Below are 24,237 nucleotides of genomic sequence, written 5' to 3' on the forward strand. Positions count from 1 at the left end.
GGTCGGCGGGAGGCGCCCCGCCGGGACTACGGGATGATCACCGTCTTGCCCCGGGCGCCGCCGAGGCGGCTGCGGGCGATGGCGGTGGGAGCGTCGCTCAGCGGCAGGCGGGCCTCGATCGGCACGGTGATCCGGTGTCCGCGAAGTTCGTCGGCGAGCCGGTCGTACAACTCCGCGGTGGACTTCTGGTCGTGGTTGATCGCCTCGATCCCGCGCTCGGCCAACTCCCGCGCGTCGGCCACGAACTGGGTGGTCAGCGCCACTCCACCGTCCCGGATCAGCCGGGCGTAGGCGGCGAAGTCGGTCGCGTCGGAGACCAGGTCGACCAGCGCGTCCACGCCGTCGGGATAGTCCGAGCGCACCTTGTCCGCGACGATCCCGCCGGTCGCGTCGTAGGTCTGGGCGGCGCCGAGCGCGCCCATCTTCGACGCGCCGACGCCCCGGGTCACCGCGAGCACCCGGACGTCGCGCGCCGCCGCGAGCTGGGTCAGGAAGGTTCCGACGCCGCCTGCCGCGCCGACCAACAGGAGGGTCTGATCGGCGCGCACGCCACCGGCCTCCAGCAGGCCCAGCGCGGTGCCCGCGGCGGTGGGCAGCGTGGCGGCCTGGGCCGGGTCCAGATCGGCGGCGGAGGCGATCAGACCGGTCGAGGGCACGGTCAGGAACTCGGCGTACGCGCCGACCGCGCCGACCGGCGCGCGCAGCGCCGAGCCGAACACCTTGTCGCCGACCGAGAACCGGACCGCGTCCGAACCCGCGTCCACGACCGTGCCCGCGAAGTCCACCCCGAGCACGAGCGGGAACGCGTGCTTCATCGACTCGGCGAGCATGCCGTCCGCGACCTTCCAGTCGAACGGGTTGACGGCCGCCGCCGCGACCTCGACCAACAGCTCACCCCTGGCGGGGGTGGGTTTCGAGACGTCGACGACCTTCGGGTCGCCTCCGAACTCGTTCACGGCGACAGCGCGCATGGTGGTTCTCTCCTCGCACGAACTCCAACGATGGCCGGGATCACCCGAGTGACCGCGCGCGGCGCGTCGTAAACGACCGGCGGGCAAGGGCGGCCCGGACCCGACGGTGCGATGCGGCGCACGCGGCCTCGACCCGATCGAGCGATGGGATGCGAACACTTTCGGGCAGGATGAGACAACGCTCGTGAGGATCCCCCCAAGCGTTGGTCGCGCCTGACCGGTTATGCTGCGTCAGGCTGTCCGGCAGCGGACGGCACGGGGGCGGTAGCTCAGCTGGTTAGAGCAGGGGACTCATAATCCCTTGGCCGTGGGTTCGAGTCCCACCCGCCCCACCCGTTCAGGTCGGCGTCTCGCTGTGCGTGTCCCACGTCGTATGTCTCGATCGTAAGCTTTCGTCGCTTGGCTTCGTCGCTGTGTGTCGTCGAGCGACTCTTTTCCGTAGTCGAGTGAGAGCTTAGCGGGCCCACCGGGGATTCCGGGAGGGAAATCACTCGTACGGGCTATCCCCATGTATATCCCTGGCGTGACGTGACCTCGGCCAGCGTGCGCTGACCCGCCACGCTCGGGTGGAACCAGTCCCAGTGGCTGACGTCGTTCTTCCCGAACCGCTGGGTGTTCACCACACCGCCGTCGTAGCGGCAGTTGGACCAGGTCGAACACACCTCGCGCAGCTTGGCGTTGAAGGCGGTCACCCGGTCGCGCACCCGCTGCCGGCGGTCCAGTGCGGCGGGCTTGGCCGATTGCGGATCCTCCAGCATCGACTGGCACACGTTCGCCATCGACCACACCGCGCGGGCCATCATCTCGTCGTGACCGGTCTCCCACATGCGACCCAGGTCCGGCACGCTGACCACCAGGACGCGCGTGCGCGGCAGCCCCTCGCGCAGTACGTCCAGCGCGTCGCGGAACTGGCTCTCGAACGTGCCCGGCGAGGTCATCTCGGCCTCGGAGCGCCGGCACGCGTCGTTGGCGCCCATCAGGATCGTGACGTACTCGGCCCGCTCCTGGACCGCCTTGCGGGCCTGGCCGGCCAGATCCGACATCCGGGCACCGGTCTCGGCGTTGTTGAAGACGGCGTCCGCGGGCAGTCCCAGCCGCTTGGCGTGACTGTTCACGTCGGCCGAGGTGCCGGTGGCCCACGACTTCTCCGGGCAGTCCTGGAGCGGTGAGCACGTGTCGAAGCCGCGCGTGATCGAGTCGCCCAGGGCCGCCATCGAGCGCGGTCGGGGTGGTGCGGTCGCGGTCGCCGGCGCGTCCGGTGTCGGGGTGATCGCCTTCCCGTTGGGCTGTTCGGCCGAGGTCGGGTTGCCCGGTTTCCCGGTTTGCCTTCCGCTCGGCTCGGCCGCCGGCTTACCGCCGACCGCGGCCGGGGCGGCGGCGTCGCCGCCACCCGAGTCGTTGCACGAGGACACTGCCAACAGCGTCGCGACCATCGTCGCGGTGACCACCCCTACTCGTCGTTTCCCGCCCACGCCGCCCCTCCCGACCCCTAGCATCGACACGACGATGTCCATCGACGGTACGTCACTCCTTCGTGTGAAGGCCGACAAAGCCGGGAGTGGCGTTGTCGACGGCCGGGCACGTTGAGTGCAGTGGCTCACCATTCCGAGACGGTGAGTAACGAATTGTTCCTTCACATCGGACAATTGCCCACATGTGATTACGGACAGCAACTGGTGCCTGTGGTACATCCGTGGTCTGTGGGGCACAATGGAAGACCGGGATTCGAACAGGCAGTCCGAGACAAGGGTTGAGGCCGCTGGGGAAGGCGAACCTCGTCCTTGAAGCCTGGAGGTCCCGGTGACGACACGTGGAGTTCTGTACGTGCACTCCGCGCCGCGTGCGCTGTGCCCGCACGTCGAGTGGGCCGCAGCGGGCGTTCTTGGCGTGCGCGTGAGTCTTGACTGGGTCCGCCAGCCGGTGGCGCCCGGTATGTTGCGGGCCGAGCTGTCCTGGCAGGGCGCGCCCGGTACCGCGTCGCGCCTTGCCTCGGCGCTGCGCGGGTGGCACCTGCTGCGCTTCGAGGCCACCGAGGAACCCTCGGCCAACGCCGAGGGGGAGCGCTACAGCAACACCCCCGATCTCGGCATCTTCCACGCCGTCACGGGGGCGCACGGCGACATCCTGATCCCCGAGGATCGGCTGCGCGCGGTTCTGGGTCGGGCCGCCCGCGGCGAGGTCGATCTGCGCTCCGAGGTGGAGAAGCTGCTCGGCAAGCCGTGGGACGACGAACTGGAGCCCTTCCGCTACGCGGGGGAGGGCACGCCGGTGCGCTGGCTGCACCAGGTGGTCTGAGCCCGGGCGGTGGACCCGGGGCGGCGGCCGGAGCAGCCGGGGAGAAGACATACGTATAGACATACCGACGCGTGGGGCCCTTCCGAATCATCCGGAAGGGCCCCACGCGTCTCCGCCTTCGGACCTACAGCGGGATGTTGCCGTGCGCGCCGCGGGTGCGCGGCGCGGCGGCGATCGCCTTCGCGATCGCGATCCGGCTCTCGTCCGGGTCGATCACCTCGTCCACGACGCCGAGTTCGATCGCCCGCTCCAGACCTCCGGCGACCTTCTCGTGCTCGGCCGCCAGCTCCAGCTCCACCTGCGGCTTCAGTTCGTCCGGGACTTCGGCGAGCCGGCGTCGGTGCAGGATGCGCACGGCGGCGACCGCGCCCATCACCGCGACCTCGGCGGTCGGCCAGGCCAGTACCCGGGTCGCCCCCAGCGAGCGCGAGTTCATCGCGATGTACGCGCCGCCGTACGCCTTGCGCGTGACCATCGTCACGCGCGGCACGACGCACTCGCCGAACGCGTGCAGCAGCTTCGCGCCGCGGCGCACCACGCCGTCCCACTCCTGGCCCACGCCGGGCAGGTAGCCGGGCACGTCCACGACCACCACGAGCGGCACCCCGAACGCATCGCACATACGTACGAAGCGGGACGCCTTCTCGGCCGACGCCGAGTCCAGGCAACCACCCAGGCGCAGCGGGTTGTTCGCGACCAGGCCCACGGTGCGCCCGCCGAGCCGGCCGAGCGTGGTGACGATGTTCGGCGCCCACTTGGGGTGCAGTTCCTGGCCGGGCTCGTCCAGCAGGCCCTCGACCACCGGGTGCACGTCGTAAGCCCGCTTGGCGGACTCGGGCAGCAGCGCGCCCAGTTCGCGGCGGTCCAGGCCGGTCGGGTCGATCTCGCCCTGGTTGGCCAGCAGATCGGCCAGGCCGCGGGCCCGGTCGATCGCGTCCTGCTCGGAATCGGCGACCACGTGCACCACACCGCTGCGTCGGCCGTGCGGCTCGGGGCCGCCCAGGCGCAGCGCGTCGACGTCCTCGCCGGTGACCGAGCGGACCACGTCCGGGCCGGTGACGAAGATTCGGCCCTCGGGCGCCAGGATCACGATGTCGGTCAGCGCGGGTCCGTAGGCCGCGCCGCCGGCGGCCGCGCCGAGCACGACCGAGATCTGCGGGATCCGGCCCGAGGCCATGGTCATCGCGTGGAAGATCCGGCCCACCGCGTGCAGGCTGGCCACGCCCTCCTGGAGTCGGGCGCCGCCGGAGTGGAACAGCGCGATGATCGGCGCCTGCTCGGCCATCGCCCGCTCGTACGCCTCGACCACGATGGCGCAGCCCTCTTCGCCCATCGCGCCACCCTGGACGGTGGGGTCCGAGGCGTAGGCGACCACCCGGGCGCCGTTGATCGTGCCGACGCACGCGAGGGTGCCGGAGGTGGTCTCGTAGGCGGAGATCTCCTCGTACGAGCCCGGATCCACCAGGTTGCGCAGCCGCAGCCTCGGGTTGCGCGGGTCGTCGTCGCGGTGCGGACGGGTGGGCCTGGCGGCGGGCGCGGATGCGGCCTTGCCACCGGGTCGGTTGTCCATCACGGTCACGTGTATACGGTCCGTCCTGCCCGCCGCGTCGCGCGCGTCGGGCATGGTGCCGCCCGGCGGCGCGCGTCGCGGACGAGCGCGAGAAGCCCGGGGGTCACCCGAACCGGCGGAAGGCGACGACGACGTTGTGCCCGCCGAAGCCGAACGAGTTGTTGAGCGCGGCGATGTCGCCGTCGGGCAGCGTGCGCGGCTCGCCCCGGATGATGTCCAGGTCCACCTCGTCGTCGAGGTCGTCCACGTTGATCGTGGGCGGCGCCGTGCGGTGGTAGAGGGCGAGCACGGTGGCGACCGACTCGACCGCGCCGGTGCCGCCGAGCAGGTGCCCGGTCATCGACTTGGTGCTGGTGACGGTGACCTTGTCGGCCGCCGCGTCGCCCAACGTGGCGCGGATCGCCCTGAGTTCGGTGACGTCGCCCGCCGGGGTCGAGGTGCCGTGCGCGTTGACGTGCACGATCTCCTCCGGCGCGAGGCCGCCGTCCTCCAGGGCCAGTGCCATCGCGCGGGCGATGTCGCGGCCGGTCGGCTCGGGCTGGGCGATGTGGTGGCCGTCGGAGCTGAGTCCGGCGCCCGCGACCTCGGCGTACACGCGGGCCCCGCGGGCCGCCGCGTGCTCGGCGCTCTCCAGGACCAGGACGCCCGCGCCCTCGCCCATCACGAAGCCGTCGCGACCCTTGTCGTACGGACGCGACGCGCGCTGCGGCTCGTCGTTGCGCTTGGACATCGCCATCATGTTCGCGAAGGCGGCCATCGGCAGCGGGTGGATCGCGGCCTCGGTACCGCCGCAGACCACCACGTCGGCGCGGCCCGAGCGGATCATCTCCAGGCCGTAGGCGACCGCCTCGGCGCCCGAGGCGCACGCGCTGACGGGAGTGTGCACACCCGCTCGCGCGCCCAACTCGATGCCGACGTTGGCGGCCGGGCTGTTGGGCATGAGCATCGGGACGGTGAGCGGGCCCACGCGACGCGGACCCTTGTCGTTGAAGATGTCCCACGCGTCGAGCAGGGTGGTGACGCCGCCGATGCCGGAGGCGATGACCACACCGAGGCGGATCGGGTCCACGACGAGCGCGTCCGGGGCGTCCTCGGGCGCGGTGTTCTTCGCCGCGTAGCCGGCGTCCAGCCAGGCCTCGCGCGCGGCGATCATCGCGAACTGGCCGGAGCGGTCCAGGCGACGCGCCTCGACCTTCGGCATGACCTCCAGCGGCTCGACCGCGATGCGCGCGGCGAAGGTGACCGACAACTGCGCGGCCCATTCCTCGGTCAGCGCCCGCGCGCCGGACGTGCCCGCGAGCAGCGCGGACCACGTGCTCGCGACATCCCCGCCGACCGGCGTGGTCGCGCCCAGACCGGTGACGACCACGGTTCGCGCGGCGTCGTTGCGCTCGGTCGACTTCACTGTCTTCTCACTCCCACGCTGTTGTTTCGGGCGATCCGGCGGCTGGGGTGCCGGTGCCGGTGGTGCTGCGACCGCCCGGGCCGGACTCGCGGGTGCGGGTCCGGCCCGGGGTACGGCCGGCGCTGCTTTCGACCTAGGCGGCGGCCTTGACGATGTAGTCCACCGCGTCGCGGACGGTCTTGAGGCCCTTGACGTCGTCGTCCGGGATCTTGACCTCGAACTTCTCCTCGGCCGCCACGACGACCTCGACCATCGACAGCGAGTCCACGTCCAGGTCGTCGATGAAGGACTTGTCCAGCTCGACCTCGTCCTGCGGGACGCCGGCGATCTCGTTGACGATGTCGGCGAGGCCCTCGAGGACCTGCTCCTGGCTGGCAGCCATGTTGCTCCTTGATTCGAATCTTCTGCGGTGACGGGTACTGCTGATGTTGCTCGTCCGGTCGGCGGCGACCGACGGGGGACTACGGAAGCGTAATGACCTGCCCCGCGTAGACGAGGCCGGCCCCGAATCCCATGATCAGGGCGGTGCCTCCGCTGACCGCTTCGCCGCTTTCGAGCATGCGCTCCATCGCGAGCGGGATGGACGCGGCGGAGGTGTTGCCGTTCTCGGCGATGTCGCGGGCGACCGGCACTTCGGCGGGCAGCTTCAGTGCCTTGATCATGGCATCGGTGATCCGCATGTTGGCCTGGTGCGGGATGAACGCGTCCAGGTCCTCGGCCTTGATCCCGGCGGCGTCCAAGGCCTGCTCGCAGACCTTGGCCATCTCCCACACGGCCCAGCGGAAGACCTTCTGGCCCTCCATCTTGAGCGTGGGGAATTCCTGTTCGCGATCCTCGCGCAGGTCGTTCCAGTCGACGGTCTGGGTGATCGCCTCGGACTGCGCACCGTCCGAACCCCACACGACCGGGCCGATGCCCGGCGTGGCCGAGGGACCGATCACGACGGCGCCCGCGCCGTCGCCGAAGATGAACGCGGTGCCGCGGTCCGACAGGTTGGTCAGGTCGCTGAGTCGCTCGACCCCGATCACCAGGACGTACTCGGCGCTGCCGCCGCGGACCATGTCGCTGCCCAGCGAGACGCCGTAGCAGAAGCCCGCGCAGGCCGCGGAGACGTCGAACGCCGCCGCCCGCCCGCCGCCCGCGCCCAGGCGGTGCGCGATCTCGGTCGCGATGGCCGGGGTCTGCTTGAGGTGGGTGACCGTCGAGACGATCACGCAGCCCACCTGCGAGGCGTCCAGGCCGGCGTGCGCGAGGGCCTTGCCGGCCGCCGCGATGGACATCTCGGCGACGGTCTCCTCGGGGGAGGCCCAGCGCCGGGTCTTGATCCCGGACCGGCTCTGGATCCACTCGTCGGACGAGTCGATCCGGTCCACCAGCTCGGAGTTGGGCACGATCCGAGCCGGGCGGTAACCGCCGACGCCGAGGATGCGCGCGTGCGCGGCACCGGCGCGGGGGGTGATGATAGCGGTCACGCGTGGTCCTCCCGTACGGGTTCGAGGCCGGGTGGGTTCGCGGCCGGGTGCGGAGCGACTGTCACGACGTACGTCACAGCGAGCTCTGCGGGTGGATGCGCAGCAGCGGCATGCCGGGCGCGACCGGGTCGCCGTCCTCGACGAGCCACTCGACCACGGTGCCGCCGTGCGGGACGGTGATGGTCTGCTCGTCACGGTGCGAGCGCACCGTGGCGACGCGGGAGCCGGGCATCAGCGAGTCGCCCGCCTTGACGTCGGTGAGTTCGACGATGCCCTTGAACGGCGCGACCACCAGGCGCCACGTGGGCGAGGCGTCGATCGTGCTGGGGCTGCCGTGCCGCTCGACCAGCTTGCGGGCCGCCTCCAGGTCGTCCGGGGTCTTGAGCGCGACCCTCTCCACGTCCGGCAGGGCGCGCTTGGCCAGACCGGTCAGGGTGCCGGCCGGGGCCACCTCGATCAGCCCGGTGACGCCCAGGTCCTTCATGGTCTCCATGCACAGGTCCCAGCGCACCGGGTTGGAGACCTGGGTGACCAGCCGCTTGACCACGTCGCGGCCGTCGTGCAGCACGGCGCCGTCGGAGTTGGAGATGAACGGCGTGCGCGGGTCGCGCACGGTCACACCCGGGACCAACTCGGCGAGCCGGCTCACCGCGGACGCCATGTGCTCGGTGTGGAAGGCGCCGGCCACCGCGAGCGGTCGCACCTTCGCCCGCTCCGGCGGGTCGGCGGCGAACGCGGCGAGCTGCTCCAGGGTGCCGGCCGCGACGATCTGGCCCGCGCCGTTCATGTTCGCCGGGGTCAGGCCGTGCTCGGCGATCTTGGCGAGCACCGCCTCCGGGGTGCCGCCGAGCACCGCGCTCATGCCGGTCTGCGTCACGGCGGCCGCGGCGGCCATGGCCTTGCCGCGCTCGCGGACGAGGGTCATCGCCGACTCGGCGGTGATCACCCCGGTGCCGGCGGCGGCGGTCAGCTCGCCGACGCTGTGACCGGCGGCGGCGCCGACCACGCGATAGGCGTCGGAGGGGTGCGGGAAGAGCGCGAGGGCGGCCACCAGACCCGAGGCGACGAGCAGCGGCTGGGCCACCGCCGTGTCCCGGATCTCGTCCGCGTCGGCCTTGGTGCCGTAATGGATCAGGTCGAGGCCCGTGACGGCGGACCACCAGCGCAGCCGATCGGCCACACCGTCGAGGTCGAGCCAAGGGGCGAGGAATCCGGGCGTCTGGGCACCCTGTCCGGGAGCGACGAGTACGAGCACGAGGTCAAGCCTCTCTCCTGCCAGGGGTGTGAGCCCCTTATCGGCAGGGACGAAGATCCGATGGCGACTTTGTGGGTTTCCTACAAATGGTGTTCGGGCTAGCTCTCGATTGCGGCGAGCCGGCCGAGGATCAGCGAGACCTGGAGGGTGAACGCGGAACGCGTCTCGGTCGGTACGAGCCCGGTAACGTCAACGACACGTCGCAGCCGGTAGCGCACGGTATTCGGGTGTACGAAGAGCATCCGGGCGGCCCCCTCGAGACTCGCCGCCTGCTCCAGGTACACGGAGAGTGTCTCCAGCAGCGCGGAGCCGGCCGCGTGCAGAGGTATGTAGATCTCCTCCACCAACTGGTCCCTGGCCTCCTCGTCGCCCGCGAGCGCGCGCTCGGGCAGGAGATCGTCGGCGGACACCGGGCGCGGGGCGTCCGGCCACGCGACGCACGCGCGGTGTCCGGACATCGCGGCCTGCGCGGAGCGGACGGCGGCCAGCAGATCCGGTACCTCGGGGCCGACCACCACCGGGCCCGGGCCGAACTGGCCGATCAGCGAACGGGTGGCCCGGATCGGGTCGTCGGTGCCGCCCAGGATCACCACGAGCCGCTCGCCCTGGACGCCGGTGAGCACGTTCAGTCGGGCGTGTCGGCCGGCCCGATGGATGCCGTCCACGACCGCCTGGGTGTCCGCGTCCGGGGCGTTGCCCACCACGACCATGACCGAGTCCGGCGAGCCCCAGCCCAGGGCCGAGGCGCGGGAGAGGATGCCCTCGTCGGCCTCGCCGCGCAGCAGCGAGTGCACGACCAACGCCTCCAGTCGGGCATCCCACGCGCCGCGCGTCTCGGCGGCGTGCGCGTACACCTGCGCGGTCGCGAAGGCGATCTCCCGGGAGTACAACAGCAGCGCCTCGCGCAGCGCCTGCTCGTAGCCGGGCGCGGCCAGGGTGGCGATCTCGGCCTCGACCACCTCGATCGTGGTGCGGATCAACTCCACGGTGTGCGGCAGGGTGATGGTGCGGGTCAGTTCGCGCGGCGCGGTGCCGAACACGTCGGCGCTCACCTTCTGCGGGGTCTCCGGATGCCGGAACCACTCGGTGAACGCGGAGATGCCGGCCTGCGCGACCAGGCCGATCCAAGAGCGGTTGTCGGCGGGCATGTTCCGGTACCAGGGGAGCGCCTCGTCCATCCTCGCCAGGGCGGCGCCGGCCAGTGCGCCGGCGGACTTCTCGAGCCGGCGGACGGTCGCGGCGCGCAAATCGGGCTTGGAACTCACCTGCCTATCATCCTCTGCTTGTCGGGCGACTTCGTCGCCGGCTCGCGGGTGGGGGTGGGGGTGGGGGCGGGGGCGGGGCGCGGGGTGGCGGGGCGGGTGTCGTGGGTGGGGGTGGGGGCGCGGGGCGTGGGGGGTGGGCCTGGGTCGTGGGGGCGCGGGGTGGTGGGCCGGAGTCGTGTTCCGCGGCGTTGCTGTTTGTTGGGCGACTTCGTCGCCGGCTCGCGAGGGACCACTTTTTCGCTCCCCCGCTTCGCTCCTCCGCGAAAAAGCGGCCCCTCGCTCGTGACTTCGTGTCCCTGCGCTTCGCTCCGGGGCACGAAGTCAAAGTTCTGCGGCTCCGCCGCTCTCCGCGCTTCGCGCGTCGATCACTGGGGTGGGGGTGGGGTCGGGGGCGCTGACGCGCCGGGGGTTTGGGCTTTGGTCCGGGGCAGGGAGTCGAAGTTCTGCGGCTCCGCCGCTCTCCGCGCTTCGCGCGTCGATCGCTGGGGTGGGGCGCTGACGCGCCGGGGGTTTGGGCTTTGGTCCGGGGCAGGGAGTCGAAGTTCTGCGGCTCCGCCGCTCTCCGCGCTTCGCGCGTCGATCGCTGGGGTGGGGCGCTGACGTGCCGGGGGTTTGGGCTTTGCTCTGGGGCAGGGGGTCGAAGCTTGCGGCTTCGCCGGTCTCCGCGCTTCGCGCGTCGATCGCTGGGGTGGGGGTGGGTCGGGGGTGCTGACGCGCCGGGGGGTGGGCGGCGGTTATGTGGGGGTGGGCGTGGCGTGGGGATTTTGGTGTCTGCGGTGGCGGTCGGTGTGGGCGCCGTGGAGTACGGCGGTGTAGACCGCTCGGGCGAGGCGGGCGCCCCATAGGGAGCGGGGGCCGCCGAAGGGTTCGGTGGGGGTGTTGGGGGTGGGGGTGCGGGACGCGACGCATACCGCGTCCGAGGGGGTTCCGGTGCAGGCGTAGCCGGCGTCCAGCAGGGCCTGCACCTTCGCTTCCGTGGCGGTGGCCACCGCGTTGATCAGGGCCGCGTCGGAGAGGGGGGCGGGGATGGCGGCGAGGATGTTGATCGTGCCGGGTGGGGGTGCGCCGGGGCGGCCCGGGGCCGGGTCGGCGGCCCAGGTCGGGATGCCGATGCCGGTGGTCACCGCCGCCTCGACGCCCTCGTCCGCGCCGTGTGTCCACGCGGTGACGTCGGCGGCGGTCATCAGGCCCACGCCCGGGCCGGTCAGGTCCAGTGGGGCGGCCACCTCCTCCAGGTGGGTCACCGGGTCCATGCGGTCGTAGCCGGCGCGGACCTGGAGGTTGAGGACCCACGCGCGTTCGCCGATGCCGCCGCCCAGCAGTGCGGAGGAGGCCATGCGCCAACCGGGGCCGGCCCGCCACAGCAGGGCCGGGCGACGGGTGGTGTCCTCGTCGCGCCACACGATTCGCGGGCGGAGCAAGGCGGCCGGCGTCTCGCGTGGGCGGGGCAGGGTGCTCACGGAGACCCCTCGGCGGTGTCCCGGCCCAGGTGCCCGGGGCGGACCGGGTGCACCCGCGGGCGGCCGTCCGGACCGGTGTCGACCGACACCCGAGCCTGGTAGTGCTCGGCGATCGACTCGGGGGTGAGCACCTCGGTGGCCGACCCCGACGCCACCGGCCGCCCATCGACCAGCATCAGCAGCCGATCCGCGTACTGCGCGGCCACGCCCAGGTCGTGCAGCGTGGTGAGCACGGTCAGGCCGTCGTCGCGGCGCAGCCCGTCCACGATCTCCAGCACCTGCTGCTGATGACCCAGGTCGAGCGCGGTGGTCGGCTCGTCCAGGAGCAGCACCGGTGCCTGCTGGGCGAGCGCCCGGGCCAGCACCACCCGTTGCCGCTCGCCGCCGGAGAGCCGGCCCACGTCCCGCCCGGCGAACGGGCCCAGGTCCAGCCGCTCGATCACCTCGTCGGTGATCGCCCGGTCGCGCCGTCCGGGACGGGCCAGATAGCCCAGGTGCGGGGTGCGGCCGAGCAGGACGTACTCGTGCACCGGCATCTGCGCCGGCACCACCGGGCTCTGCGCGGTGTAGGCGATGCCGCGGCCGAGTTCGCGCTGGGACATTTCGCGGACCGGGCGCCCGGCCACGCTGATCGAGCCCAGATAGGGCAGCAGTCCCGCGACCGCCTTGAGCAGCGTGGACTTGCCCGCGCCGTTGGGGCCGATCACCGCGAGCCACTCGCCCGGCTCGACGTCGGCGTGCACGCCGCGCAGGACCGGGACCCGGTCGCGGTCCACGCCGGTGTCGCACAGCAGCAACCGGGCGCTCATACGTCCACCTTGCGGGTGCCGCGCAGCACGAAGACGAAGAACGGCGCGCCGACGAACGCGGTGACCACGCCGATCGGCAGTTCGCCGGGTGCGGTGAGGGTGCGCGCGAGCAGGTCGGTGAGCACGAGGAAGGCCGCGCCGCACAGCAGCGACATGGGCAGGACCCGGCGGTAGCTGCCGCCCACGAAGCGGCGCACGATGTGCGGCACCACGATGCCGACGAAGCCGATCAGGCCGCTGATCGCGACCGCCGACGCGGTGGCCAGGGAGGCGGCGAGCAGCACCACCAGGCGCACTCGGCCGGCCCGTACGCCCAGGCCCGCGGCCTCCTCGTCGCCGACCGACATGACGTCGAGCAGGCGTCCGTGTACGAGCAGCACCGCGGTGCTCACCAGCGCGTACGGCAGGATCATCCGCAGGTCGGCCCAGCCGATCCCGGACAGTCGGCCGAAGATCCACGAGTAGATCCGGCGCAGTTCGTCGGTGTTGGCGGACTGCACGTAGGTCTGCGCGGCGGCCAGGAACTGGGCGACCGCGACCCCCGCCAGGACCAGGTTCGCGGTGCCGTCCGAGCGCCCCGTGCTCGTGCCGAGTCCGTAGGCGAGCAGCACCCCGCCCATCGCGCCGACGAACGAGGCGAGCGGCACCACCGGGATCCCGCCCACGCTGTTGCCGTCCGCGTACACGATCACCAGCGTCGCGCCCAGGCCCGCGCCGGAGGCGGCGCCGAGCAGGTACGGGTCGGCCAGCGGGTTGCGGAAGACGCCCTGGTAGCCGGCGCCGGCCATGGCCAGCAGCCCGCCCACGGTCACCGCGGCCAGCACCCGGGGCAGCCGCAGGTCCATCAGGACCGCGTACTGGACCGGGGACAGGCCGTGGTCGAGGTCCACGAACGGCAGCTTGTCCAGCAGTGCGAGCACCACCCCGCTCGCGGGCAGATCTGCCGCACCGACGGTCAGCGCGAGTACGACGACGCCGACCAGCAGTACGCCCGCGCAGAACAGGGGCAGTACCGCCGGTCGGGATCGGTGGGGCAGGAGGTCCCGCACGAGCCGGCCGTCAGCCCTGCGTCGCGCCGGCCTTGGTGACCGCGCCGGAGACGGCCCGGACCAGGTCCACCACGCGCGGCCCCCAGCGCGAGGCGATGTCGTCGTCGAGCCCGACCACGCCGCCGTTGCGCACGGCGTTCACCGTGTCCCAGCCCGGTCGCTTGGCCACCACGTCGGCGTTTTGGCCGCAGCACTTGGTGTCGGCGAGGAAGACCAGGTCGGGGTTGGCCTGCACGAGGTACTCGGCGGAGAGCTGCGGGTAGCCGGTGCCGGCCTTGTCCGCCTCGTCGGCGATGTTCTTCAGGCCGAACTGCGCGTACACCTGGCCGATGAAGGTCTTGGAGGTCGAGGTGTAGAGCGTGTTGTCCAACTCGTGGAAGTAGCTCAGCTGCCTCGCGGGCTTGGGCGTCGCGGCGACGATGCCCGCGATGTCGGTCCGCATCCTCGCCGCGACCTCGCCGGCCTCCCGGCTGTGGCCGGTGGCCGTGCCCAGCGTGGTGAGCTGCGCGTACGAGTCGTCGAAGGTCTTGGCCGCGGGGGTCAGCACGACCGGGATCCTGAGCTTGTTCAGCGCCGCGACCAGGCCGTCGATGTCGTCCGAGGCGACCACCAGGTCCGGGGTGTAGTTGGTGATCGCCTCGATGTTCGGCTTGAAGCCGGACAATTTGGTCTTGGGCGCGCTCGCCGGGAAGTTCGACTGGTCGTCGACCGCGGTGACCTGGCTGCCGGCACCGATCGCGAACAACATCTCGGTGGCGGTGGGGGTCAGCGAGACGATCTTCTTCGGCGCGCTCGCGATGGTGACCTTGGCGCCGCCGGAGTCCACCGTCGCCGGGAAGGCCTTGGCGTCGGGACCCGCCCCGGTGGAGCCGCCGGCCGCCGCGGGTGTGTCCTGGGGCTTCCCGTCCTTCGAGTCGTCCGAGTCACCGCACCCGGTGAGGACGAGCGCGCCGAGCAGCAGCGCGGCGGCGGAACGAAGCAGGGGTACGGATCTCAACGAAAACTCCAGGTCCCGGGACACGGCAGGTGTCGGGACCCGTGGAGACGGATCGCCCCTCCTGCGAGGCCGATGTCGTCGGCGCGGACGAGGCGACCTGGCTTGTCCCCGAGCACCCTGGAGAGGGGCGGGGCATCACAGTTGCGGGACAGCGCCGGGATCCCACCGGACTTCGCTGCGTTCGACGCCGTCGGCGACAAACCGGCCGCCGACGCGCGAACGATATCAACGGGGCTGTTCACCCTCGGTGATTGGGGCCGGTTTGCGGGTGATCCGCCCGCACCCGAGGGGCCCCGGGCCGGACCGGGCGCGGGAACAGCACGCGCCGGGTCCGCGGTTGAAAGCGGCATGACCACCTTCGACGTGCGCCGGGCCGGCGACCGCTTCCATACGCGCGCGGGCTGGCTCGACTCGCACCACAGCTTCTCCTTCAGCCGGCACTACGCGCCGGACAACACACACTTCGGACTGCTCCTGGTCAGCAACGACGACGTGGTGGCGCCCGGTACCGGCTTCGACACGCATCCGCACCGGGACATGGAGATCGTCACGTGGGTGCTCTCCGGCTCCCTGGTGCACCAGGACTCCGAGGGCCACAACGGGATCATCCATCCGGGGCTGGCCCAGCGGATGAGCGCGGGCCGGGGCATCCTGCACTCGGAGAAGAACGACGCGGCCGGCTCGGCCGAGCCGGTGCACTTCGTACAGATGTGGGTGGTGCCGGACGAGACCGGGATCACGCCGGGTTACCAGCAGCGCGACGTGCGGGCCGAGCTCGAGCGCGGCGGGTTGGTGCCGATCGCGTCCGGGCGGCCCGGGCACGACGCGGCGATCCGCATCCACCAGAAGGACGCCGCGCTGCACGTGGCGCGACTGCCCGCGGGCGGCACCGCGACGCTGCCGGACGCGCCGTTCGCGCACGTGTTCGTCGCGCGCGGCATCGTCGAGCTGGAGGGCGCCGGTGTGCTCGCGGCGGGTGACGCGGTGCGTCTGGCGGCCGCCCAGGGGCAGCGGATCACCGCCTTCCCGGACGGCCCGGCCGAGGTGCTGGTGTGGGAGATGCACGCCGGGTTGACCGACGCGTGAGGATTCGTGCTTGCTTGGAGTGCGCTCCAACTCCGTAGCGTTCATGTCGTGCCCGCCCCACCGGGGCGGGCTCCCCACCGGAGGCTCAACGATGTCGGCCACGCAGCAGGTCACCGCACCGCAGGACTACGAGGTCGGCAAGTACTCGATCGGCGAAGTGGTCGCCCGCACCGGTCTGACCGCGCACACCCTGCGCTGGTACGAGCGGATCGGCCTGATGCGGCACGTGAGCCGGCAGGGCCCCGGGACGGGACGAGACGGGAACGGGCGGGGGAGTCGGCGTCGCTACAGCGACCACGATCTCGACTGGCTGGAGTTCGTCGGCAAGATGCGGCTGACCGGGATGCCGGTGGCGGACATGCTCCGGTACGCGGAGCTGGTCCGCCTGGGCGACGAGACCCGGGCCGCGCGCCGAGAGCTGTTGCAGGACCACCGCGAGGAGGTCCGCAACCGGATCAGCGATCTCCAGAGCTGCCTGCTCGTCATCGACCACAAGATCGAGATGTACGCGGACGCGGAGCGGAGTAACGATGATGAGCACTCACAGGACGAGCACTCTCAGGCTGGGTGACGACGGTCCCGAGGTCTTCGCCCAGGGGCTGGGCTGCATGGGCATGAGCGCCTTCTACGTGGGCGCCGAACACGGCGAGTCGGTGGCGACCCTGGAACGCGCGCTCGACCTGGGCGTCACCCTGTTCGACACCTCGGACGTCTACGGCCCGCACACCAACGAGGAACTGCTCGGGGCCTTCCTCGCCGAGGGCGGCCGGCGCGAGCGGGTCACCCTCGCGACCAAGTTCGCGATCGACATCTCGCCCGAGGGCGTGCGCGAGATCCGCGGCGACGCGGCCTACGTCAAGCGGGCCGCCGAGGCGAGCCTGCGCCGGCTGCGCACCGATGTGATCGACCTGTACTACATGCACCGTCGCGACGTGCGGGTGCCGATCGAGGAGACCGTCGGCGCGATGGCGGAGCTGGTGCGCGAGGGCAAGGTCCGGCACCTGGGCCTGTCCGAGGTGACCGCGAAGGAGCTGCACGCGGCGGCGGCCGTGCACCCGATCGCCGCCGTGCAGTCGGAGTGGAGCCTGTTCACCCGCGACATCGAGGACTCCGTGGTGCCCGCCACCCGCGAGGCGGGCGCGGCGCTGGTCGCCTACTCGCCGCTCGGCCGGGGCTTCCTGACCGGTGCCTGGGCCGCGGCGGAGACGCTGCCCGAGGGCGACTTCCGCCGCTTCCAGCCGCGCTTCACCGGCGACAACGCCGCCGCGAACGCGGCGATCCTGGAGCCGGTGCGGGCCATCGCGCGGGCGCACGGCGCGACGCCTGCGCAGGTCGCGTTGGCGTGGGTGCAGTCGCGCACCCGAGCGTGGGGCCTGTCGGTGGTGCCGATTCCGGGCACCACCAAGCGGCACCGCCTGGAGGAGAACGTGGCCGCGGTCGACCTGGTGCTCACCGAGGCCGAACTGGCCGCGCTGGAGCCGATCGCCGGGCAGGTCACCGGCGCGCGGTACCCGGACATGGCGGCCACCTTCAACGACCGCGACTAGACACGCCCGAGGCCGCCTCGCCGACGCGGGGCGGTCTCAGCCGCGGCGGCGCCCGTCGCGATCGAGGCGATCCACCACGTGTTGCCGGAGCAGCCCCTCGAAGCCCGAGTCTCGGATCCGACGGGTCAACTCGGACGGCGTGGTGTGCAACGCGGTCGCCGTCGCGACCAGATCCCACTCGTGCGCGCGCAGGTTGGCGAGCAGGTGGCCCCTGCGGGTCTGCGCGGGGGACAGCCGAAACGTCTTGCAGTACGCGAGCCGGCCGTCCTCGTGGGTGATGCGCTCGCCGATGTGGTTCTCCTCGTCGAGTCGGAACGAGGGCAGGAACCGGGTGAGCTCGAACGAGCCCATCCGGTACACCGATTCACTCGTGTAGGCACCTTCGCCGGTGAGGCCGGCCAGCATCAGGTGATGGAACCGCTCCCACGCGCGGGACTGTTCCGCCGCCTCGCGGCGCAGGTTCGCGAGCGAGGACACCCGCTCGCCGTCGATCGCCACGACGAAGTCCGGTACCGCCTCGACGTAGTTGGCGTAGTGGAACAGCACCTCGCCGTACAGATCCTCGAGCAGCGTGGTGTGCAGGGCCCGGTAGTCGGCGGGGTGCGGCACCACGAACACGCTCGCGAGCGTGTCCGCGACGTACAGCGCGACCCCGCACTGCCCGCGATGGATCTCGAACACCTTGAGCGCGTCGGCCAGACCGCGCACGACACAGCCGCAGAACGCCTCCTCCGTGCGCGGCGACAACCCCTTGCGCACGGCCCGGTCGGTCCATTCCTCCCACACGATCGACGGCCCGCCGAAGTGCAACGAGAGATACCCCTCCATGGCCAGGTGCATCGGGAGGAAACGCAGCCGGTTGCTGCTCTCCCGGTGAGCCATCCGGCGCAACGCCCGCCGAGGCGCCCGCATTCGCGCGCTCGAGGGCGTGGCCGGCCGTTCCTGGAGCTGGGTGCCGAACGCCGCCGACGGGTCGGCGTCGGTGCCCCAGGACGCCACGAACGCGTGCGGGATGAAGGCCTGGTAGCAGGTGCCGTCGCCGACGTCGACGATCGAGGGGTCACCGGCCCCGTACACCCGCCGATCCAGCCGCAGGCCCACCAGCGGCTCCTCGCGCACCAGCGGCACCAGTCGGATCGCGCCCCACACCTGTGCGGGTCGGGCGGTCAGGCCGGTCGTTGCGAACGTGTCGCTCATACCGCCGCCTTCCGGGCCCGGAATCGGTCCTGACGATCCGCCAGGTAGTGCCGCAGTTCCTCGAACCCGGCCCGCCCCTCGGCGAACCGGGCCAACTCGACCAGCGCCGGCACGTCCTCCGCGTCGCGCACACCCACCGTCGGCACGCTCGCCGACAGCCGTTTGACGTCGAAGCCGTCCGCGTCGTACACGGGATTGAGATGCACCACGGTGGTCGCCCCGCCCGGATCCAGCCTTTCGCGCCACACCCGCAACACCTCGGCGGCCAGCCCCGGCGGGCTGTTGTCCCAGCCGTCGGAGACCACGACCAGGCGGTCCGGGGCCAGTTCGAGCGCGTCGATCAGCCGCTCGCCCAGCGGCGTGGGCCCGCTCGGTCGCACCAGCAGCGGGTCGTGCAGCCCCGAGGTCCACAGGCCGGTGAACTCCCGGGCGAGCGCCTTCAACAGGAACCGGCAGGCCAGCGCAACCGCCAGCGGCCGTTGCCGCTTCGCGGTCGACCCGAACGAGGAGAAGCTGTCGTCGAGCACCGCGACGACCCGGCCCCAGGTTCCCGCGGCGTCTCCCGCCGCCCGCCGCGCGGATTCGGTCAGCGCGTGCCGCAACTCGTCGTATCGGGCGGTGCGATCGGCGCGCGGCAGGGACAACACGTAGGACGCCAGCCGGGTCAGCGGCATCCGGGAGAGGTCGGCCCGCACCGCGCCGACCTCGGCCCGCTCGCCGGCGCCCTGCAACCGCAACCGCTCCAGCCGGGTCAGTTGCGGGGCGATCCGCTCCAGGAACGTCGCGCGCTTGATGCCGTGCTTGGAGGCGAGCCCCTCGGCGACGGTGTACGGCAGTTCGTACAGCGCGCTCTGCGCGTAGTGCGCCTGGCGCCAGGTCTCGAACAGCGGGGTTTCGAAGGCCGCCACCTTGCGGGGCGCGGTGAACAGGAACGTGCCGGTCTCGGCGGGCGTGCGCAGGTGTGCGTGCCGAAGCGTGGCCTTGACCCCGGTCCGGTACTTCACGGCGTCGAAGACCGGATCACGGCGGCCCGCCGTCCACTCGCGCATGATCGCGCGCGTGCGGCGGTTGTTGACGCCGCGTCGGGCCAACTCGCGAAAGAGCTTCCAGACTCGCTGAGGGGCCATCAGTTCCAGCCGGCGCGCGATCAGTTCGCCCTCGCGGCGACGCACCTCGGGAGTTAGGTCGCGGCTGCTCTCGAGCAGGTTCCGGACGATCAGGGCGGCGTTGAAGTCGTTGATGTCCAGCGCGAGGGTGGCGGCGTACAGCTCGCGGTAGTTGCCCGCGATGTACTCGTGCAGGAACCCGACCGACAGCCGTTGCGCGTCCGCGTCGTCGCGGAACTCGCGCTGGCCGGTGGCGGTCACCGCGGCGTTGACGAACATCACCACGTCTTCGCACGCCGCCACTTCCCGGCGATCCACCACGCGTCCCCTCGGCCGGACGAAAGCTGACGCCGGCCGGGGAATGGAGGCGCGAACAGCGAAGTGACGCTTAAGAGGCGATTCCGAAAGTCGCAGCCGAAGTCCCGCGGCCGGCCCCGCGAGTCTAGACCCGGGGCGATCCCGAAGGCTCGGCAATAACGGCCGCGGCCCCGATCCCGGGCAAGGATCGGGGCCGCGGCCGGACTACGTGCCGATCAGGCGTCGCCGCCGACCGTGCCCACTCCGGCCGCCTTGACGTCCAGGAGTTCGTAGCGCTTGATCGCGTCCGCGACCACGCCGGGCTCGATCTCGCCGCGGCGGGCGAGCTCGGACAACACACCCACCACGACGGACTCGGTGTCCACGTGGAAGAAGCGCCGGGCCGCGCCGCGCGTGTCGGCGAAGCCGAAGCCGTCGGTGCCCAGCGACGCGAAGTCCGCCGGGACCCAACGCGAGATCTGGTCCGGTACGGCCCGCATCCAGTCGCTGACCGCCACCACCGGGCCGGGCCGGCCGTCGAGTACTCGGGTCACGTACGGGATGTGCGGCTCGGCCTCGGGGTGGAGCAGGTTGTGCTCCTCCGCCGCGACCGCGTCGCGCCGCAGCTCGTTCCAGGACGTGACCGACCACACGTCGGCGACCACGTTCCAGTCCTCGGCGAGCAGCTTCTGCGCGTCCAGCGCCCACGGCATACCGACACCGGAGGCGAGGATCTGGGCACGCAGCGCGCCCTCCTTGGCGGGACCGTCCTGGTAGAGGTACAGGCCCTTGAGGATGCCGTCCACGTCGACGTTCGCGGGCTCCGCCGGCTGCGCGATGGGCTCGTTGTAGACCGTCATGTAGTAGAAGACGTCCTCGGCGTTCTCGCCGTACATCCGCCGCAGACCGTCCTTGACGATGTGCGCGATCTCGTACGAGAAGGCCGGGTCGTAGGCGACACAGGCCGGGTTCGTCGAGGCCAGCAGCTGCGAGTGCCCGTCCGCGTGCTGGGTGCCCTCGCCGGTCAGCGTGGTGCGACCGGCCGTGGCGCCGAGCACGAAGCCGCGGCTGAGCTGGTCGGCCATCTGCCAGAACTGGTCGCCGGTGCGCTGGAACCCGAACATCGAGTAGAAGACGTACACGGGGATCATCTGCTCGCCGTGCGTCGAGTACGTCGAGCCCGCGGCGATCAGCGACGCCACACAGCCGGCCTCGGAGATGCCGTCGTGCAACATCTGACCCTGCGCCGACTCCTTGTACGACAGGAGCAGCTCACGGTCCACCGAGTCGTAGGTCTGCCCGTGCGGGTTGTAGACCTTGGCGGTCGGGAACATCGCGTCCATGCCGAAGGTGCGGTACTCGTCCGGCGCGATCGGCACGAAGCGCTTGCCGATCTCGGAGTCGCGCATCAGGTCCTTGAGCAGGCGCACGAACGCCTGCGTCGTGGCGACCGGCTGCTTCGAGCCCTTCTTCAGCACGCTGTAGACCGGGTCGCCGGGCAGCTTGAGCGGCTTGGAGCGGTCCAGCCGCTGCGGCAGCGAACCACCGAGCGCGGCACGCCGCTCGCGCATGTACTCCATCTCCTCGGACTTCTCACCGGGGTGGAAGTACGGGGGGACGTCGCCTTCGAGCTGCTCGTCCGAGATCGGCAGGTAGAGCCGGTCGCGGAACGCCTTCAGGTCCGACTTGGTGAGCTTCTTCATCTGGTGCGTGGCGTTGCGCGACTCGAAGTTCGGGCCGAGCGTCCACCCCTTCACCGTCTGCGCCAGGATCACCGTCGGCTGACCGACGTGCTCACGTGCCGACTTGAAGGCCGCGTAGACCTTGCGGTAGTCGTGCCCGCCGCGACCGAGCTTTTGGATGTCCTCGTCGGTCAGGTCCTGCACCATCCGACGCAGCCGCGCGTCGTCGCCGAAGAAGTGCTCGCGCACGTACGCGCCGGACTCCACCGCATAGGTCTGGAACTGGCCGTCGGGCGTCGTGTTCATCTTGTTCACGAGCGCGCCGTCGGTGTCCTGGGCCAGCAGCGGGTCCCAGTCGCGACCCCAGACGACCTTGATCACGTTCCAGCCGGCGCCGCGGAAGTACGACTCCAGCTCCTGGATGATCTTGCCGTTGCCGCGCACCGGACCGTCGAGTCGCTGCAGGTTGCAGTTGATCACGAAGGTGAGGTTGTCCAGCTCCTCACGGGCGGCCAGGCCGATGTTGCCGAGCGACTCCGGCTCGTCCATCTCGCCGTCGCCGAGGAAGGCCCAGACGTGGCTGCGCGAGGTGTCCTTGATGTTCCGGTTGTGCAGGTACCGGTTGAACCGGGCCTGGTAGATCGCCCCGAGCGGGCCCAGGCCCATCGAGACGGTCGGGAACTCCCAGAACTCCGGCATCATCCGCGGGTGCGGGTAGCTCGGCAGCCCGTTCGGGGCGGCCGACTTCTCCTGGCGGAAGCCGTCGAGCTGGGCCTGGGTGAGGCGTCCCTCCAGGAAGGCACGTGCGTAGATGCCCGGAGACGCGTGTCCCTGGAAGTAGATCTGGTCGCCCGACTCCCCGTGGTCCTTGCCGCGGAAGAAGTGGTTGAAGCCGACCTCGTACAGGCTCGCCGAGGACGCGTAGGTGGCGATGTGTCCGCCGACCCCCAGCCCCGGGCGGTTCGCCCGCGACACCATGATCGCGGCATTCCACCGGACGAACGCACGGATGCGCCGCTCGATGTTCTCGTCGCCGGGGAACCAGGGCTCGCTCTCCGGGGCAATCGTGTTGATGTAGTCCGTGCTGCGCAGGCCCGGCACGCCGACCTGTCGTTCACGGGCCCGTTCGAGCAGCTTGAGCATGATGTAGCGGGCTCGCTGGCGGCCCTGCTCGTTGATGACTGCGTCCAGCGACTCCAGCCATTCCCCGGTCTCGTTCGGATCGATGTCGGGGAGCTGGCTCGGGAGGCCGTCGCTGATGATCGAGAAGCGCTCTCGTCCGGAAGCCACGCTGTTCCTTCGCCTTATCGGTAGATGGGGACCCTCCCCGCGAGAGCGGGGTCGACCACCCTGAGCGGTGTCGCGCCGTCCCCATCGTGGTACCCGGACGTTGGATCCGTCATCTCTACCGACCGGTAATGGACCGGCGGGGTGCCCGCCTGCGCCACATGTACCGAGCTCGATCCGTGTTCGGTTACCGCGAAAGGAGCGGAGCTGCCCTGATCGTCCGACTGTCGCCGGACGCTCCACGCGGCGGTTCGCGATTGCGGGGTGATGCAACCGTGAACCTCCAAGACCTTACGCCGACTGTCTTACGCACGGCGCACTGGCGTAGTTCCCTGGGGGTGTGAGTGGTTTCGCACCCGTTCGAGAAGGAGGTCACAGCCGATGCGGGCACGAATTGGCGACCGGCTCCACGTGCACGGGAAGACGGTCGGTCGAGGCGACCGATTCGGGGAGATCGTCGAGGTCAGGGGGCCGGACGGGGCACCGCCGTATGTGGTGCGGTTCGAGGATGGACACACCGGGTTGGTGATCCCCGGCGCGGACGCGGTAATCGAGACCGCAGGCGGCGCCGACCCGGCCGCGGGACGGCCCCGGCGGACCTGGTGAGCATTCGTCTGTCACGCTGGACCCTCGAATACGTTGCGTGATCCACACCTGGCGGGGGTAGCTTCCGCACAGGGCGCGGTGTGGCGTTTGCGCGAGTACGTGACCTGGGTACTTGCGCGAACAGCCTGGCGCGTGTGGACTTACGCGCGTGAGCCCCGAAGCGTTGTGGGGCCGGACAAGGGAGGTTAATTCGTGAGCGCGACCGCGGACCACGCGGAAGAGCGGGCCAACTCGGCCGTTCGACTTGGGTTCCAGCCCGGACAGGTGGTCCAGGAGCTCGGTTACGACGACGACGTGGACGAGGAGCTGCGCGAGGAGATCGCGGAGCTCACCGGAAACGAACTCGTCGATGAGGACTACGAGGAAGACGTCGCGGACGTCGTCCTGTTGTGGTTCCGCGAGGACGACGGCGACCTCGTCGACACCCTCGTGGATGCCCTCGCCACGCTCACGGATGGTGGCCATATCTGGCTGCTGACCCCCAAGACCGGCCGTGACGGATATGTAGAACCCTCGGACATCGGTGAGGCCGCGCCGACGGCGGGCTTGGCCCGCACGACGAGCTTCGGCGCCGTCAAGGATTGGTCGGCGACCCGTCTGGTGTCGCCCAAGGCGGTGCGCAGCGGCAAGAAGTAACCCGATGCCACTGCGGTAAGCAGACGAATGCGGCCCCGGCCGGTGATGAAGGTCACCGGGCGGGGCTTGCTGTTTTGTTGGGCGACTTCGTCGCCGGCTCGCGAGGCGCCGCTTTGTTGGGCGACTTCGTCGCCGGCTCGCGAGGCACCGCTTTGTTGGGCGACTTCGTCGCCGGCTCGCGAGGCACCGCTTTTTCTTTCCCCCGCTTCGCTCCTCCAAGAAAAAGCGGTGCCTCGCTCGGGGCT

21 protein-coding genes and 1 tRNA gene are annotated in these 24,237 nt (G+C 71.2%); 7 read left to right on the forward strand and 15 right to left on the reverse strand.

Annotation, left to right across the window (positions count from 1 at the left end):
• Window positions 1–26 precede the first annotated feature (26 nt).
• Window positions 27–971, reverse strand: coding sequence for an NADP-dependent oxidoreductase (locus ACIRL2_RS07805; protein ID WP_395872713.1), 945 nt, complete (start codon window positions 969–971; stop codon window positions 27–29).
• A 258-nt stretch (window positions 972–1,229) separates the two neighbouring features.
• On the opposite strand from ACIRL2_RS07805, the gene ACIRL2_RS07810 reads away from it, so the two are divergent.
• Window positions 1,230–1,303, forward strand: a tRNA-Ile gene (locus ACIRL2_RS07810).
• Window positions 1,304–1,471: 168 nt separating this feature from the next.
• On the opposite strand, the gene ACIRL2_RS07815 is transcribed toward ACIRL2_RS07810, so the two are convergent.
• Window positions 1,472–2,443, reverse strand: a complete 972-nt coding sequence (locus ACIRL2_RS07815) for an SGNH/GDSL hydrolase family protein (RefSeq protein ID WP_395872715.1) — start codon at window positions 2,441–2,443, stop codon at window positions 1,472–1,474.
• Between the two features lie 328 nt (window positions 2,444–2,771).
• Here ACIRL2_RS07815 and ACIRL2_RS07820 point away from each other — a divergent pair, with 328 nt between their 5' ends.
• A complete protein-coding gene (locus ACIRL2_RS07820) occupies window positions 2,772–3,266 on the forward strand; it encodes a DUF3145 domain-containing protein (RefSeq protein WP_026218798.1) in 495 nt (164 codons plus the stop codon).
• Window positions 3,267–3,390: 124 nt separating this feature from the next.
• Here ACIRL2_RS07820 and ACIRL2_RS07825 read toward each other — a convergent pair whose 3' ends face one another.
• The 10 genes from ACIRL2_RS07825 to ACIRL2_RS07870 form a co-directional block, all read right to left on the reverse strand.
• Window positions 3,391–4,836 carry an acyl-CoA carboxylase subunit beta gene (locus tag ACIRL2_RS07825; RefSeq protein ID WP_402230871.1) on the reverse strand — a complete coding sequence of 482 codons (1,446 nt, stop codon included), beginning with the start codon at window positions 4,834–4,836 and terminating at the stop codon, window positions 3,391–3,393.
• A 103-nt stretch (window positions 4,837–4,939) separates the two neighbouring features.
• Window positions 4,940–6,241 carry a beta-ketoacyl-ACP synthase II gene (fabF, locus tag ACIRL2_RS07830; RefSeq protein ID WP_395872717.1) on the reverse strand — a complete coding sequence of 434 codons (1,302 nt, stop codon included), beginning with the start codon at window positions 6,239–6,241 and terminating at the stop codon, window positions 4,940–4,942.
• A 133-nt stretch (window positions 6,242–6,374) separates the two neighbouring features.
• On the reverse strand, window positions 6,375–6,623 hold the full coding sequence (locus ACIRL2_RS07835; protein WP_395872719.1) for an acyl carrier protein: 249 nt from the start codon (window positions 6,621–6,623) through the stop codon (window positions 6,375–6,377).
• A gap of 79 nt (window positions 6,624–6,702) precedes the next feature.
• Complete coding sequence (locus tag ACIRL2_RS07840; protein ID WP_402230825.1) at window positions 6,703–7,713, reverse strand: beta-ketoacyl-ACP synthase III; 1,011 nt, start codon at window positions 7,711–7,713, stop codon at window positions 6,703–6,705.
• A 73-nt stretch (window positions 7,714–7,786) separates the two neighbouring features.
• Window positions 7,787–8,968: an acyltransferase domain-containing protein gene (locus ACIRL2_RS07845; protein ID WP_395872723.1), complete on the reverse strand. Its 1,182-nt coding sequence runs from the start codon at window positions 8,966–8,968 to the stop codon at window positions 7,787–7,789.
• Between the two features lie 98 nt (window positions 8,969–9,066).
• Window positions 9,067–10,233 carry a PucR family transcriptional regulator gene (locus tag ACIRL2_RS07850; protein WP_395872725.1) on the reverse strand — a complete coding sequence of 389 codons (1,167 nt, stop codon included), beginning with the start codon at window positions 10,231–10,233 and terminating at the stop codon, window positions 9,067–9,069.
• A 734-nt stretch (window positions 10,234–10,967) separates the two neighbouring features.
• The gene (locus tag ACIRL2_RS07855) at window positions 10,968–11,693 is read right to left on the reverse strand and encodes an adenosylcobinamide amidohydrolase (RefSeq protein WP_402230829.1); all 726 of its coding nucleotides are present in this window, start codon (window positions 11,691–11,693) and stop codon (window positions 10,968–10,970) included.
• Window positions 11,690–12,502, reverse strand: coding sequence for an ABC transporter ATP-binding protein (locus tag ACIRL2_RS07860; RefSeq protein WP_402230832.1), 813 nt, complete (start codon window positions 12,500–12,502; stop codon window positions 11,690–11,692). Before ACIRL2_RS07860 ends, ACIRL2_RS07855 begins: the two co-directional genes overlap by 4 nt.
• Window positions 12,499–13,551 carry a FecCD family ABC transporter permease gene (locus tag ACIRL2_RS07865; RefSeq protein WP_395872729.1) on the reverse strand — a complete coding sequence of 351 codons (1,053 nt, stop codon included), beginning with the start codon at window positions 13,549–13,551 and terminating at the stop codon, window positions 12,499–12,501. Before ACIRL2_RS07865 ends, ACIRL2_RS07860 begins: the two co-directional genes overlap by 4 nt.
• A gap of 10 nt (window positions 13,552–13,561) precedes the next feature.
• On the reverse strand, window positions 13,562–14,548 hold the full coding sequence (locus tag ACIRL2_RS07870; RefSeq protein WP_402230835.1) for an ABC transporter substrate-binding protein: 987 nt from the start codon (window positions 14,546–14,548) through the stop codon (window positions 13,562–13,564).
• A gap of 348 nt (window positions 14,549–14,896) precedes the next feature.
• On the opposite strand from ACIRL2_RS07870, the gene ACIRL2_RS07875 reads away from it, so the two are divergent.
• The 3 genes from ACIRL2_RS07875 (at window position 14,897) to ACIRL2_RS07885 (ending at window position 17,181) form a co-directional block, all read left to right on the forward strand.
• Window positions 14,897–15,634: a pirin family protein gene (locus ACIRL2_RS07875; RefSeq protein ID WP_395872731.1), complete on the forward strand. Its 738-nt coding sequence runs from the start codon at window positions 14,897–14,899 to the stop codon at window positions 15,632–15,634.
• A gap of 91 nt (window positions 15,635–15,725) precedes the next feature.
• The gene (locus tag ACIRL2_RS07880) at window positions 15,726–16,205 is read left to right on the forward strand and encodes a MerR family transcriptional regulator (RefSeq protein ID WP_395872732.1); all 480 of its coding nucleotides are present in this window, start codon (window positions 15,726–15,728) and stop codon (window positions 16,203–16,205) included.
• Window positions 16,168–17,181, forward strand: a complete 1,014-nt coding sequence (locus tag ACIRL2_RS07885; RefSeq protein WP_402230838.1) for an aldo/keto reductase — start codon at window positions 16,168–16,170, stop codon at window positions 17,179–17,181. Before ACIRL2_RS07880 ends, ACIRL2_RS07885 begins: the two co-directional genes overlap by 38 nt.
• 36 nt (window positions 17,182–17,217) lie before the next feature.
• Here the strand turns inward: ACIRL2_RS07885 and ACIRL2_RS07890 are convergent, their stop codons facing one another.
• From ACIRL2_RS07890 to aceE, 3 genes are all read right to left on the reverse strand, one after another.
• Complete coding sequence (locus tag ACIRL2_RS07890) at window positions 17,218–18,378, reverse strand: ARPP-2 domain-containing protein (protein WP_395872734.1); 1,161 nt, start codon at window positions 18,376–18,378, stop codon at window positions 17,218–17,220.
• A complete protein-coding gene (locus ACIRL2_RS07895; RefSeq protein WP_402230874.1) occupies window positions 18,375–19,763 on the reverse strand; it encodes a hypothetical protein in 1,389 nt (462 codons plus the stop codon). Before ACIRL2_RS07895 ends, ACIRL2_RS07890 begins: the two co-directional genes overlap by 4 nt.
• Before the next feature lie 254 nt (window positions 19,764–20,017).
• Window positions 20,018–22,753 (reverse strand): pyruvate dehydrogenase (acetyl-transferring), homodimeric type, encoded by a 2,736-nt coding sequence (gene aceE, locus ACIRL2_RS07900; protein ID WP_395872735.1) that lies wholly within the window; start codon window positions 22,751–22,753, stop codon window positions 20,018–20,020.
• 378 nt (window positions 22,754–23,131) lie between these two features.
• Between aceE and ACIRL2_RS07905 the strand changes: the two genes are divergently transcribed.
• Both ACIRL2_RS07905 and ACIRL2_RS07910 read left to right on the forward strand, forming a co-directional pair.
• Window positions 23,132–23,356 (forward strand): DUF1918 domain-containing protein, encoded by a 225-nt coding sequence (locus tag ACIRL2_RS07905; protein ID WP_395872736.1) that lies wholly within the window; start codon window positions 23,132–23,134, stop codon window positions 23,354–23,356.
• A 192-nt stretch (window positions 23,357–23,548) separates the two neighbouring features.
• Entirely contained in the window at window positions 23,549–23,992 is a 444-nt protein-coding gene (locus ACIRL2_RS07910) for a DUF3052 domain-containing protein (protein ID WP_026217985.1), read from the forward strand.
• Window positions 23,993–24,237: the final 245 nt, after the last annotated feature.

It is taken from the genome of Embleya sp. NPDC127516 (genome assembly GCF_044765325.1).
In the GTDB taxonomy this organism is placed as follows: Bacteria; Actinomycetota; Actinomycetes; order Streptomycetales; family Streptomycetaceae; genus Embleya.

Excerpts from the sequence above, each read along its gene's own strand:
- ACIRL2_RS07805 (WP_395872713.1), bottom strand. The coding sequence starts at position 971 with ATGCGCGCTGTCGCCGTGAACGAGTTCGGAGGCGACCCGAAGGTCGTC.
- ACIRL2_RS07825 (WP_402230871.1), bottom strand. The coding sequence starts at position 4,836 with ATGGACAACCGACCCGGTGGCAAGGCCGCATCCGCGCCCGCCGCCAGG.
- ACIRL2_RS07835 (WP_395872719.1), bottom strand. The coding sequence starts at position 6,623 with ATGGCTGCCAGCCAGGAGCAGGTCCTCGAGGGCCTCGCCGACATCGTC.
- ACIRL2_RS07860 (WP_402230832.1), bottom strand. The coding sequence starts at position 12,502 with ATGAGCGCCCGGTTGCTGCTGTGCGACACCGGCGTGGACCGCGACCGG.
- ACIRL2_RS07875 (WP_395872731.1), top strand. The coding sequence starts at position 14,897 with ATGACCACCTTCGACGTGCGCCGGGCCGGCGACCGCTTCCATACGCGC.
- ACIRL2_RS07880 (WP_395872732.1), top strand. The coding sequence starts at position 15,726 with ATGTCGGCCACGCAGCAGGTCACCGCACCGCAGGACTACGAGGTCGGC.
- ACIRL2_RS07885 (WP_402230838.1), top strand. The coding sequence starts at position 16,168 with ATGAGCACTCACAGGACGAGCACTCTCAGGCTGGGTGACGACGGTCCC.
- ACIRL2_RS07890 (WP_395872734.1), bottom strand. The coding sequence starts at position 18,378 with ATGAGCGACACGTTCGCAACGACCGGCCTGACCGCCCGACCCGCACAG.
- ACIRL2_RS07895 (WP_402230874.1), bottom strand. The coding sequence starts at position 19,763 with ATGTTCGTCAACGCCGCGGTGACCGCCACCGGCCAGCGCGAGTTCCGC.
- ACIRL2_RS07905 (WP_395872736.1), top strand. The coding sequence starts at position 23,132 with ATGCGGGCACGAATTGGCGACCGGCTCCACGTGCACGGGAAGACGGTC.